The sequence below is a fragment of the Roseobacter weihaiensis genome, assembly GCF_020622345.1.
GTDB lineage: Bacteria > Pseudomonadota > Alphaproteobacteria > Rhodobacterales > Rhodobacteraceae > Roseobacter > Roseobacter weihaiensis.
Map to the genome: position 1 here is coordinate 1 of NZ_JACNMO010000005.1, position 12,529 is coordinate 12,529.

The following is a 12,529-nucleotide window of genomic DNA, read 5'->3' on the forward strand; positions in this document are numbered from 1 at the left end:
CTCAAAAAAAGCATGTTCGACGGTGGGGGCGACCACGAATGAGGTACCCTGCATCAGAAAAGCTTGAGATCATCCGGCTGGTCGAGGAAAGCCATCTATCTGCCCGTCGGACATTGGCAAAACTGGGTATCCCCCGGACGACGTTCTATCGCTGGTATGATCGGTATTTGCAGCGGGGTGAGGCTGGGTTGCAGGATCAGCGCCCCAAGCCGAAGCACGTTTGGAACCGCGTTCCTGATGAGGTGAAGCGCAAGGTTGTCGACTTCGCCTTGCAGGAGACAGAACTGTCACCGCGCGAGCTGGCGGTGACGTTCACGGATCAAGAACGCTACTTTGTCTCGGAAGCCACCGTCTATCACACGCTCAAGGCGCATGATCTGATCACCAGCCCGGCGTTCATCGTCTTGAAGGCTGCCAAGGAGTTCAAAGACAAAACAACTACGATCAACCAGCTGTGGCAGAACACCTTGTGGATCGGGTTTTGCAGTACGTCGACGGTGTCTCGCCATGTGCGCAAGTCTTCAATGATGTGAACCTTTGGTTTTTCGTCATACCATTCGATTGCCATGGTCGGGCTTTCCGGCAAGTCATGCACCCGGCGCGCATAGTTCCAGACAGTGCGGAAGTACTTAAGCACATGATTTGCCCCGGACGGCGTACTGGCCATCGCGCGATGTCGATCAGCGACCATAGACTTTGAGATCTCATCAAGCGGGAGACGGAGCCAGTCCTTCAGATGCAGATCGAACTGCTGCCGCATACCAATCTTATGCGCCTGCGACCGCAGTTTCGGGCGGGCAAGATAGGCATCGTGCAGCCTGCAATGTCGGCGCACCGATCTGGATTTTCTTACCGGCCTCCCTGCCCCACTCCAGCGCAAATCTTAAAGCTGTTTGCCGCGCCGCATCCGCGGAGATAACGGGATGACACACCCATCGGTGGCGCACGTGTCGCCCGCGAGCTGGATCGGATCTGGCATCCACAATGCACAATATGCACGACCGCAGCGCCACATCCAGTCCGGCAAAATATTCCATCATCTTTCTCCCTTGCTCACAGATTTCCTGTGATCCTAACGGGAGCTCGACCTTAGTTCAGGGTCAGCGCAATTACCCATGCTTTGGGCCATCCTCATCTTGGATAAATGAACCTACTTGTTGGATGCTGCTTTGCATCCGAAGGCGGCTGAGAGCCCTTATGGTGCGCCCACGGGTCTGCAGATTTGCCAAAGATTATCAATATAGTAATCTTTTGGGCTTAACAGCGGCCGCAGAATTTGATGAAAAGGTTTGTAACATGCCTGCGAGACGTCTTTCCTACCCCTACGTCGAGCCAGATGCAGCGCACCAGACGCGTCTGGAAATTGAAGTTCTGGCGGACCGGTATGCGCACGAGTGGGGTTACAGAAGCGGAAAATCGTTGGATGAAGTTTGCAAGACTGCTGGCGTAGATATCGAATACTCTCATCGCCCAAATGAAATAATGCTGGAAATACCGCTGGAAGAGCGGCCGGTTATCTGGCTGCCTCGCACAGGACGCAAACGTGATGACCGCTTTATTATCGCAACAGCACTTGGGCACTGGGCAATACACGTGGGCGAAACGCGCAAAGCGCACCCAGGCTGCGGGATCCAGGCTCTATATGAACCAGACTCAAATGAAGCACTAGAAGAGGCGAAGGCGTTCGGAATGGCTTTTCTTATGCCGACACAAGCGTTTATAGATTCCTGGTGTCAAGGGCGGTCCCAAGCGGCTTCCATTCGCTTTGATGTGCCGACGAAGATCGCTTATTTGCGCGCCAAAAGTCTTGAGCTGGGCGACACAGTCTAAGTCGAGACTTCTTTGGTTTTCGCACCCCAAAGATCGCTTTGGTTCCCGTCCATGAAGGCCATTTCGCTTGATTCAAACTGGCGCTGAGCATTTTTATTCGAAGAGTAAGACACGGTCGGTTTTCGTTTCGGTAATCGGATATGCTTCCATACCCACGGATGCGGCTGACATCCGCTGACCGGACCAACAGACCATCAGGCAAGGCCCAGATCGGTCGACTGAACAATGCGACCCTTTGCCGGGCGGCGGTCGCAAAGAGTCCAGTGGTCATCTGCCGGTCCCTGCGGGCAAGCCCAGGCTGGAGGTCTGCAAACTCCGTCTCTACAAATTCGACATCCCCGACACCAAGCTGGCGCAGGACATAGCGTGCAAGTTCAACATCGCATCCTGTGAAAAGACCCAGTTCATTCAGGTAGTTGAAGGATGGTTCGATTAAGTATGCAAACTTCTTGACCCCCGCCTCATGCGACCACCACCACCTGTCCGGTGAGGGCTCCATCGACGCATTTTGCAAAGGCGCGTCCGACCTTCTCCGAAGCCACGCGCTCGTGCCCGGGAAAGAAAGCGCCATACCGGTCCGCGGACACCCGGAGCAGGCCGGGGCTGACAGCATTGATCCGAATGCCTCTTGGCAGCTCAATCGCTGCGCCGGTGACAAAGCCCTCCAAAGCCCCGTTTGCCGTGGCAGCGCTGGTTCCTGAAATGACAGGATCGCGGTTGAGCACGCCAGTTGTCAATGTGAACGACCCCCCGTCCGAGATGCGGCCCAATCCCGAGAGAACCAAGTTTATCTGCCCCATAGCTTTGTTCTCCAGGCCAATCCTGAATGTCGCCTCGGTGTGATCCGAAAGCGGTGAAAAATGAACATTGCCAGCGGCTGAAATGACGGCATCGAATGTGCAAACCTCGTCATACATCGCATCGATGGCGCATTTGTCGCCGATATCAACCACCACGTCGCCGGTATGTCTGCCAGCACGAATGATTTCATGGCGCTTTGACAGCTCGGCATATGCCGCCTCCCCGACATCGCCCGATGCACCAACAAGAATGATCTTCAACGCAAATACTCCTCGTAAATCTCAAGCTTTCTGGTGAGGATGTCCGCGCATCGGTCAAGATCGTCGCGGCGTTTGGCGAGCAAGTCCGAGTGATCGAGCAAGATATCCTTGCGCGCTTGGATTGTCTCCTCGCCTTGGGCATAGAGAGCCGCGAATTCCTGCATGACCTTCATCGGCATCCCGGTCTCGCGGAGCCAATAAAGCAACGTCAGCCAGTCTATATTCTCAGGTGAAAAGCGCCGTTGTCCATCTGCCCCGCGACCAACATTCGGCACGAGCCCCTCTGCTTCGTAGTAGCGGATCGTATCGACCTTGAGCCCTGACCGAGAGGCGGCCTCTGAAATGCGCATGATAGCTTCCCTTCTGACATCGAACGAGATACCGGGCTGGAGTAGCTCAAGGTCAAGAGGAAATCTCGAATCTTGTCTACACCCCGATCCAAGGGAGACATCCAGAGTCACCCTGTAATGCTGCTCTACGGCTCTCCATGCCGGATCTTCACCGCACTCGCAAAATCACGGTTTGGACGAATTCACAGAGCGCGATGACGATAGTGCCACCATCGAGGCCCTGCCACGACCCTTCCAAAATCTGACCTCTTTCCCTCCGCCAAGCGACGTGTTTTTCACTACCATAGACCGTCTTTTCTGGGTAGCATTCGGTAATGCGCCATGGCCGGCTTGCGGATAGAGCGACCCACATCAAGTTTTTCAGAACGGCTGGTTTGCGCGGCGAAGTGGGCATCTCGGCGGGCCATGATTTAGTGGTATCTTGTCATGTACAATCAAATGAATGAATTCGCCTCTTCGGACGGGCTTACCTTGCGGTATCGCGCAGTCGGCCACGGCCCCGTGATCTTGACCCTCCATGGCTTCCCCGACACATATCGGACGTGGGACGCGATGACAGCTGATCTTGAGGCTGCGGGCTTTCAGGTCATTAATCTGGCGCTGCGCGGCTATGCGCCTTCCGATGTTGCAAGCGACGCGAATTATTCCATAGATCGACTTGCACGGGATATCGCTGATCTTTTGGACCACCTTGAAAGAGATAAGGCCGTATTGATCGGGCATGACTGGGGGGCATCAGCGGTCTATGCTTTTGCGGCCATGTATCCGGAGCGCGTCTCCAAGCTGGTGGCGCTTGCAATTCCACCTTTGGCTGTTGGCCCACGCGGGCTGCTGGAAAGATGGGCGCGTCCGCACAATCTCTATCTGGGTTTGGGTGGCTTTTCAGATTGGTGGGTCAGGCGAAATGGCTTCAACGAGATAAAAAGGCTATACAGTCTTTGGAGCCCGAGCTGGCATGTGCCGACGGATCACATCGAGACTGTTCTGACGGCCCTGGAACCCAAAAGCCGGTCGCGTGCGGCGATAGACTACTATCGTTTGGGAAAAGCCGAACCGTCAGATGATCTTCTGACAGCGCCTCTTTCCACGCCCTGTCTCGTCATTTACGGCAGTGATGAACCAGCGGTCCGCAGGTCGGCGTTTGCTCAGGCGCACGGTGTCATGGGTAAGGGATCGAAGGTTGTGATGCTGCCAAATGTTGGTCACTGGCCCCATCTTGAAGCGCCACAGAAGTGTATCGCGGAGGTACTGACTTTTCTGACCAAGTGATCTTGGTGCTCAGTCGCACAGTCAGGTAACGTCTCTCTGTTGGTGGTCATCTGTTCCGCTCGCGGCATCCGGACATGGCCTCGCGCTGCGCCGCGATAAAAACCGGACGGCAAGCCCTGCTGGGCGACGCATTCACATCATGAAAACAGATTTTTCAAGGACCGAGGCGCGTCCCTTGAGCCGGCATCTATGAATCTTGCAGCATTGCTGCGTATAGGTTCCTTTGCGGCCTTCGCCGATGTTGGGGGCGTCGGAGGAATTTGGGCACAGGCATAGCAGGTCAAACGCTCCAGTCAGATGCGATGCCAAGCTGATACTAGAAAATTATTATAATAGTCCGCAAATTTTTCTCGTTTGTCAGCTTTGGCGACCACAGACTAAATATCCATAGACCAAATATTAAGTGCGTTCGAGTGTTCCTGAGGTGGCATGCCAACAGGCTGAACTAGAAACCTCTGGAAGCTTTGATCACAGGAGGAGTCACTATGAAGAGTTTCGACACCGACATGGACGTTGATATTTCTACTGCCCCCGTAACCGCTTGCGGCGCCGGGTGTCGAGACGACCTTCAGGGGTCAACGGTTCTGGACACCTGGTCAGGCTGACCTTGACCCTGTCCACCCAAAGATCAATCACACAGCTAACATCCCCGGTCTAGAATGCCTGGCAACGGTCTTTACAAAACGACAGGGTTCGACCGCCCAGAAATCGAGGAAGCCCCCTTCTGATATTGATGGACGAGGGTATTTTCCGGGCGCATCGCAGGCTTTGCGATGCGGCTCACGGAACAAGATACCGAACCGTCCAGGGATAATAAAAGTCACCGCAGACGCCGAACCCATGGTTTTGCGCGCGGCTCGCAACCGGCTTGCCAGATATCGGACAACAAGATGGGCAACAAACAGAGTATTTACCCAGAATTGATTTAAGGAATAAGACTTGCAGACCTACAAGCTGATCCCATCATCGTGTCCTGTTAAAACCGACAGCTTTTCGTTAAAGTCAGGAGATCGTCCGGAAGAAATGCGTGCGTTTCTGCTGCAAATGGCCGAAGAAACCGGCGCGGACGCTCATCGAAGAATTGCAGAATTGACGCGCGAACTGGCGCGGTCAGGGACTGTAACCCACACGGCTGAAGAGTTGAAATGGGGTGCGCGTGTTGCTTGGCGAAATGCAGCAAGATGCATCGGACGCATGTTCTGGCCCGGGCTTGAGGTGCGCGATGCGCGCGATGCAAAGACCGAAGACGAAGTCTTTGAGAACCTGCTCGCTCATCTAAATGCATCGACCAATGGTGGCGATATCAAGCCGATGATCACGGTCTTTGGACTTGGGCCGCCATTGATTCGCATTCTCAACGCGCAGTTGATCCTTTATGCTGGCTACCTTCAGGCTGACGGTTCAGTAATCGGTGATCCACGTAACGTGAACCTGACGAAACTGGCTCAGCGGCTTGGTTGGCGGGGTCAGGGCACGCGGTTTGACGTATTGCCCCTCATGGTCAGGATTGGCGACAGACCGATACGCCTTTTCCCCTGGCCTCCCCAGGCCGTTCTTGAGGTGCCTATAGAACATCCTGACGCCGCCGCGGTGGGTGAACTTGGATTGAAGTGGTTTGCGCTGCCCGCCGTCTCCGGCATGGCGCTCGACATGGGCGGAGGTGTTTACACCGCAGCCCCCAGCAGCGGCATCTATATGGGGACGGAAATTGGCAGCTTTAACCTTGGTGACCCACGCCACTACAATCAGTTGGGGCCGATTGCCCGCGCGCTTGGGCTCAATCAGGGGGCCGAAAATCCCTTGTGGCAAGATCAGGCGATGGTTGAGCTGAACCGGGCTGTTCTGCACTCGTTCTCTCAGGCGGGCGTGCGCATCTTCGATCATCACACGTTGTCAGAAAGCTTTTGCAAATTCAGAGCCCGGGAAAGAAAACAAGATCGGATCGTGGCGGGCCATTGGCCCTGGCTTGCGCCGCCTCTTTCATCGAACCTTTCGGAGATCTGGCACATGAAAGACCTTCAGGCCACGATGTTAAAGCCCGGCTATTTCTATCAGCCCGTTCCAGAATTGGACTTTTAGAACGGTTGAGTCGCCCCTAGGCTTTGCAAAAGCTGGTTCATCTTCACCATGCCGCTTTGGGATCTCGCCAAAGGCGGCGCCGCGCAGGGTCACCTGCCCCGCACAAGTTGTCCTGGGCGCCGTGGGTATGAACGCGAGCCATATATATATGGAACCCGCCGTCTGGCCGACCACTTTGGTCAACTCGCCTTGAGCCAGTAAAATCGAGTGCCCGGATATATTTCCTGGGAGACCCCCTGACATTTCAAAAATCCAGGACGCGCCCCGTCGTATGTGCCGCAGCCTACTTCTTTGGGCTCGCTTTCCTCGTCAAGCTGTTTGCTCTGGTTGGATCGCAAAGAGCCCCTATGGATGAATACCGGTGACAGCTTTCATGCTTTGGCCCACGTTCAACTGATGTCTCGTCGCGCCACCACTGACACCATTGGTAAGAAGTCAATGCAACGATGGCAAAGTCAACGCAGTGCCCTCGCAGGTAAGACAACCACAAAACGCCCGCTTCAAGGCTTCATTGACCCATCCACACCTCTGTGGGCGTCAGATGGCGTCAATCATTGAGCCTGCAGAGGTGATGAACCAGCGAGTACCCGGCCCAATCCGGTCCTTCGTCAATCTGCCAAAAACCGCCGCGCAGATTTCGCCTTGCGGCCCGTCATGCACCGCGCAGCGTTCGACGGTGCACCAGCTCACACCTTGCGGGACAACCTGCTATTGCGGCAATGGCCCTTTCAGGCAGAATACTGCTTTTCCACGATATCATCGACATGCTGGCTGCATTCGATTTTGCCCGACAAGACGTCGGCAACCGGCCACCATCGCGCATCGCTGACATCATCCCGGGCGACAGGTTCGCCCACATGGTATTCACAAAGAACCGCCGCAAGCAGGAAATGGAACCGAACGGCCCCCTCATCGTCGCGCTCGATCACATCTACGTTCGTCAGATAGCGACGCGGCTGGCCTGTCACACCGGTCTCTTCGTAGAGCTCACGCACGGCGGCCTCCATCGCGGTTTCGCCAAGGTCCACATGGCCGCCCGGAAAACCCCAGCGACCGGCATCCGGTTCATTTCGGCGCTTGACGAGAAGCACTTGGTCCGCCCGTATCACGACAGCCAGAGCAGCAAGTTTTGGATGATTTGTCATGAGGTGAGTTTTGCAGAGCGTGGCGGCGAAAGAAAGCCTGGGGTAATTGTTGGTGGCTGGATTTGCGCCTGGGACCCGGACCATGGGTGCAAGGGGGGATATCTCCGCCGTGGCCATGCCCGGTCTGAGCAGGTGTTTGACCGTCGCACTGTGGCAGGCTTAAAACGACAAGCTTGGTGATCAGCCACCAGGATCGTCCCGCTGCCAGCGCCTGATGAGCCTCGGGCGACCCTCCGGTCTATCGCTGTGAAAAACCCTAATTCCGCCTTGAATTATGATCGGCTGCAATTCAGCGGAGGGGTTGGTTCCCGCAAATGCCAACACGACCGCTGCTGTGTCGCCCAGCTTTCCGTTTTTGGCAGTTGCAGCGGCCTGACCCTTCGGCACCAACCGTCAGCCGCATGCAAACATGCCTTCGGCTTTGAAAGAAAACTCCGTCTGCTTACCGATAATCACATGATCATGGATGGTGACGCCGATCGCGGCGCAAGCAGATGCAACACTGTCCGTCATTGCGATGTCTTGCGAACTGGGAGAGGGATCACCGGAGGGATGATTGTGTATCAGGATGATCGCGCTCGCATTCAACTCAAGTGCCCGTTTGGCCACTTCGCGCGGATAAACAGGAACGTGGTCTACCGTGCCCTGTGACTGTTCTTCATCTGCAATGACGATGTTCTTCCTATCCAAGAACAGGATGCGAAACTGTTCGGTTTCGCGATGCGCCATAGAGGTTCTGCAGTATGTAATGAGGTGATCCCAAGACGACATGACCTCTCGTTTCAGAACTTTTGCCTGACCCATCCGCTGCGCAAAAGCTTCTGCAATCTTGAGCTGCAAGTATACTTTCTCGTCCGCTCCCTCCACTTGCAAAACACGATGCCGAGATGCCGCAACAACTCCATTCAGATCACCGAACGTACTCAGCAACCTCTTTGCCAGTGGTTTTACATCGATACGGGGAATAGCGTTGAACAGTACAAGCTCCAACAACTCATATTCCGGCATGGACTTGTGTCCGCCATCCATGAAGCGCGTTCTCAGACGTTTGCGATGACCCCAGTAATGGGGTACGCGGTTGCCTTCGCCATCCATCAGCAAACCGCCACCGGCGGCTGCAGTTTTGGAAAGTTTGCTTGTCTGTCTGTAAGACGGTGCAAAAGCCGGCCGTGTCTCGATGCCGGGTGGTGGGACCCTTGCGTCCAGATCCGCAAGGCCACGCAGTGCATCCTCCGAAAACCCGCTTGGAGGGTTTTTCAAAATACGGCGCGAAACCTGCGGGGCCGCTTTTTGCCTTTTACCAAGGATTGTCGCTCCAGAAGTAAACCAACGGTTCATTTGTGACCTCCTACAGGCAAAACCGGCTATGATATCGTCAAACCAATAGGCTGCAGAATTCTGATTAATGTTTCGTTAAGAAACGACAATTGAACGCCGAAGTTGAAAAATGGTGCTAAATCTGTGGTGTGTCTGCCAAAGGCGGTTTTGGCAGATATCTGTGACATCTCTGAGACCGCTCAGAGGGCGCAACGGAAACAATCATATCCCTTGCCTCGACGTCCTGACCACCGATTTGCATGTGAAGGCCGACAGATCTTGATTTGATCCTTGGCGATGGCGACAATCCGTCCACGGTGTCCCACAAGGTGCGCAGGTGTTCTATGACCTGGCCCCTGGGCTTCTCGTCCTACCACTCGATTGCCATGGTCTGACCTAGCAGCCACGTAGAAAACTGCTCTGTGTGATCTCGGCGCGGGTCTGCGCGGTGCCCCGCCGATTTGCAGCTTTGCGGCCCTCAAACCAGCTCAGTCTGAACAGGTCAAAGGAGGGCTTTTGATTTGCATCAACACCATCGACAACCAGATCGCCCATTCTATGCGCAAGGAGATAAGGAATCTGAAAATGTTGAAGATCTCGAAACCGGGAGCAAACCGTTTAGACCTCGAACTCTCGGGTGTGCTTGATGCAGAAGCAATGCGGGCCGCGCTCGATGAATTGCTTGAGAAATCGGAAGGGATCACCCACGGAAAGATGCTCTACAGGATTCTAGACTTCGAGATGCCGACCATGGGCGCGCTGGCCGTCGAGTTCCAGCAGATGCCAAAGCTGTTCAGCTTAATAGGCAAATTTGACAAATGTGCAGTGCTCTCAGATACCGCGTGGCTCCGAACTGCCGCAGATATCGAAGGCGCTTTGATCCCGTCACTTGAGGTCAAGAGCTTTTCGCTTTCGGCTGCCAAGGCTGCAGAAGACTGGCTCAATGACAGTATGGAGGAAGAAGAGGAGAATTTTCCTGTCTGAACTCGGACCCGCACGGTCGCCGCCGGTCGGTCGATTGCATCGACCTTTCGGTTCATGAGTGCCCGCACGGTCCTTCACCAAAGGATGTATCCCGGCATGTGATTTGAATTGCGGGGCGAACGGCTTCCCCGCTTGCCGGGAACCACCAGATGGTTGTTATTGCGTGTGCAGAGGAAATTCTCACAGCAACTGAAAAAAGAGAGGCGAATATGTACAGGACTATTTTGGCAGTTTTTGGTTTTGGGGTTGCTCTTTCGGGGCTGGCGTCCTGCACGGACCTGGCTGGGCAAGATCAGGCCATGCCCACGCGGGCTGACGGTGCCGCATTTTTTGCCGAGAATTGCGCATCTTGCCACGGCACCGATGGCCAAGGCAATGGTCCGGCCGCAAGCCGTCTGACCGTTGCAGCAACGGATCTAACGACACTAAGCAAAGCAAACGGCGGGACGTTCCCCGCAGCGCGTGCGTTGAGTTACATCTACGGTGATCCTCAAAACAGCCATCTTGCGCGTGTCATGCCCCAGTTTGGTGGAGAGATGGCCGAAGACCTTGTTCCGGTGGAAATTGAAGGTGTGCTTACACCGACACCCAGGGAACTGGCTGGCTTGCTGGTTTATCTGGAGAGCATCCAGCAGTAAAATCGTGTTTTTGGAATCTGGCGCAGGCGTTGAGCAGAAACGAGCTAAGGTGTCAGCGATTGAGGGTATATACCGGCGAAGTACTCTCGTTCGGTTGATACTGCGCGCCTGTCAGAGCACCCAGAAAGAGCGGCAGTATGGGGCACCCAAGCAAGATTTCGTGCAGTTGGGCTCATGGCAGCTTCATGGTGCATCGCGGCATATGCTGCCACAGAGCTTGCACGGCTCAGTGCCGACATTCGCGCGATACCTACACCGGGTACCGCCCGTCACCGGCATGTTCCTTCGATGGAAAAATCATCCCAAAGAGGGGCAGCGACATCTTGTGTGGGTCCAACATCTCCCCACATGGGAAAGAGGTCAAGAATGCACTGAACGGGGGGAGACATGACGGTGAAAAGCATCATCGTGGCAAGTGATTTATCTGAGCGGTCGCGACAGGCGGTTCGGCGTGGTGTCAATCTGGCGGCAGGGTTGGAGGCGCGGCTCACGGTGTTGCATGTGGTGGATGCAGCCATACCGGCTGCGCTGGCAACTCAGATACAGAAAGAAGCTGTCAAGAGCCTGGCGGATGATGTTGCTGAGGACGCAAAAGGACGGCAGATTGATCACGAGATCAAAGTGGTCATTGGCGACACGATTGAAGAGATCAACGGCACTGCACAGACGGCCAGCGCGGATTTGCTGATCGTCGGGTTGCATCGTCGGCGCGTCTTCCTCGATCATATCAAGGAAACCACGATGGAGCACCTCATCCGCTCCAGCAACCTGCCGGTTCTTCTTGTCTCCGAAGAGGCGGATCATGACTACGCCCGTGTTCTGGGGGGTGTCGATCTGTCGCCGGTCTGTGCATCTGCGCTGCATAAAATACAGGTAATCGCCCCAAAGGCGAAGGTGGATCTTTTTCACGCGCATCAAGTCTCTTTCCGCAAGGAGGCTGAGCGGGACTATGCCACGTGGAAGGCGGTCTGTGGTCTTCCCGATCACCTGCCTGAACCGATATTTGTCGAGGCGTCCGCACAGGATGCGCTGCACGATCTCATGGCCAAGGAACGCTATGATTTGCTGGCCATTGGCGCGCATACACGCTCAAATACGGGGCGCTACATTCTTGGGGGGTTCTCGGCGGGGCTGATCCGGCAGCCCCCTTGTGATCTCTTGCTGGCAAAATAGAGCGCGAAACCGGCCCGTCTTTCATGGAACCACGTCATGCCATGCTCCTTGTCCTATTGCGGGTGCCGTGACTGGTGGCATTCTCCTTTATGAGAGCTGTCAAATCCCTAAAACCGAAAGGCAAACCACGGCTCTGAAATTAGCGATTGTCATAATGCGGCCCTTGGGCTGGGCAGATGATCGTACATGCCCAAGGCTTCAATCTCTCGCATCTCGATGCTGCAGGGCGCGCTTAAGGCATGCTGGGCAGCCCGACAACGCGCCTCCTGCGCCTTGTCCTCAAGTCTATGAAACCCTTCAAAGGGCGGAAATCCGGCGTGCGGCCCCCCGAAAAAAAATCGAACACGATATCGGCCATGGGCAGCAGAACGCGCTGAAGACAATCCGCGATCTTTTGCGCCGGCGCCCCATCCGGCGGACCGGGAAAGGCGCGGTTCATATTCCCCTGATCGACGGGCGCAACAGCCTGGTGCCCCTAATTTTCGCAGGTGTCAGCGCACGCCCAAGCCGGTGCAGCGCCATCGGGCCTTCCTATTCATCGCCATGATTGCCACCGGTGAAAAGCGCGCAGGAACCGTCGGCGTTTCGGATCATACAGATCGGGATCAGGATCGGCTCCCATGGGCTGTCGTTGTGGCTATAAGGCAGGCGCAGATGGCCAGATTGCCTGTCGTCACAGCTGA

Annotated in this window: 12 protein-coding genes and 2 pseudogenes; 7 read left to right on the plus strand and 7 right to left on the minus strand. The window is 55.4% G+C overall.

The features are described from left to right. Positions 1-461, plus strand: a pseudogene (locus H7847_RS07185) (helix-turn-helix domain-containing protein); the annotation flags it as partial. Here H7847_RS07185 and H7847_RS07190 read toward each other — a convergent pair. Further along, positions 461-923 (minus strand): annotated as a pseudogene (locus tag H7847_RS07190) (tyrosine-type recombinase/integrase); the annotation flags it as partial. The pseudogenes H7847_RS07185 and H7847_RS07190 sit on opposite strands and share 1 nt — an antisense overlap. Before the next feature lie 274 nt (positions 924-1,197). Here H7847_RS07190 and H7847_RS07195 point away from each other — a divergent pair. After that, positions 1,198-1,830 (plus strand): ImmA/IrrE family metallo-endopeptidase, encoded by a 633-nt coding sequence (locus H7847_RS07195; protein ID WP_227268716.1) that lies wholly within the window; start codon positions 1,198-1,200, stop codon positions 1,828-1,830. On the opposite strand, the gene H7847_RS27115 is transcribed toward H7847_RS07195, so the two are convergent. From H7847_RS27115 to H7847_RS07210, 3 genes are read right to left on the minus strand one after another with little or no spacing between them, the layout of a single operon-like run. Then, positions 1,718-2,401 (minus strand): transporter substrate-binding domain-containing protein, encoded by a 684-nt coding sequence (locus H7847_RS27115; protein ID WP_406675973.1) that lies wholly within the window; start codon positions 2,399-2,401, stop codon positions 1,718-1,720. The two genes, H7847_RS07195 and H7847_RS27115, sit on opposite strands and share 113 nt — an antisense overlap. Next, on the minus strand, positions 2,292-2,891 hold the full coding sequence (locus tag H7847_RS07205) for a short chain dehydrogenase (protein ID WP_227268717.1): 600 nt from the start codon (positions 2,889-2,891) through the stop codon (positions 2,292-2,294). Before H7847_RS07205 ends, H7847_RS27115 begins: the two co-directional genes overlap by 110 nt. Beyond that, a complete protein-coding gene (locus H7847_RS07210; protein WP_227268718.1) occupies positions 2,888-3,241 on the minus strand; it encodes a MerR family transcriptional regulator in 354 nt (117 codons plus the stop codon). Before H7847_RS07210 ends, H7847_RS07205 begins: the two co-directional genes overlap by 4 nt. Positions 3,242-3,679: 438 nt before the next feature. On the opposite strand from H7847_RS07210, the gene H7847_RS07215 reads away from it, so the two are divergent. Then, a complete protein-coding gene (locus H7847_RS07215) occupies positions 3,680-4,510 on the plus strand; it encodes an alpha/beta fold hydrolase (protein WP_227268984.1) in 831 nt (276 codons plus the stop codon). A gap of 1,023 nt (positions 4,511-5,533) precedes the next feature. Next, on the plus strand, positions 5,534-6,589 hold the full coding sequence (locus tag H7847_RS07220; RefSeq protein WP_227268719.1) for a nitric oxide synthase oxygenase: 1,056 nt from the start codon (positions 5,534-5,536) through the stop codon (positions 6,587-6,589). 728 nt (positions 6,590-7,317) lie between these two features. On the opposite strand, the gene H7847_RS07225 is transcribed toward H7847_RS07220, so the two are convergent. Further along, positions 7,318-7,734, minus strand: coding sequence for an NUDIX hydrolase (locus tag H7847_RS07225; RefSeq protein WP_227268720.1), 417 nt, complete (start codon positions 7,732-7,734; stop codon positions 7,318-7,320). A 393-nt stretch (positions 7,735-8,127) separates the two neighbouring features. Further along, on the minus strand, positions 8,128-9,072 hold the full coding sequence (radC, locus tag H7847_RS07230; RefSeq protein WP_319799754.1) for a RadC family protein: 945 nt from the start codon (positions 9,070-9,072) through the stop codon (positions 8,128-8,130). 495 nt (positions 9,073-9,567) lie between these two features. On the opposite strand from radC, the gene H7847_RS07235 reads away from it, so the two are divergent. The 3 genes from H7847_RS07235 (at position 9,568) to H7847_RS07245 (ending at position 11,846) form a co-directional block, all read left to right on the plus strand. After that, entirely contained in the window at positions 9,568-10,035 is a 468-nt protein-coding gene (locus H7847_RS07235) for a SpoIIAA family protein (protein WP_227268721.1), read from the plus strand. Positions 10,036-10,184: 149 nt separating this feature from the next. Then, positions 10,185-10,673, plus strand: a complete 489-nt coding sequence (locus tag H7847_RS07240; protein ID WP_227268722.1) for a c-type cytochrome — start codon at positions 10,185-10,187, stop codon at positions 10,671-10,673. 387 nt (positions 10,674-11,060) lie between these two features. Continuing rightward, the gene (locus tag H7847_RS07245) at positions 11,061-11,846 is read left to right on the plus strand and encodes a universal stress protein (RefSeq protein WP_227268723.1); all 786 of its coding nucleotides are present in this window, start codon (positions 11,061-11,063) and stop codon (positions 11,844-11,846) included. Between the two features lie 232 nt (positions 11,847-12,078). Here H7847_RS07245 and H7847_RS07250 read toward each other — a convergent pair whose 3' ends face one another. Then, positions 12,079-12,285, minus strand: a complete 207-nt coding sequence (locus H7847_RS07250) for a M14 family metallopeptidase (RefSeq protein WP_227268724.1) — start codon at positions 12,283-12,285, stop codon at positions 12,079-12,081. Positions 12,286-12,529 lie beyond the last annotated feature (244 nt).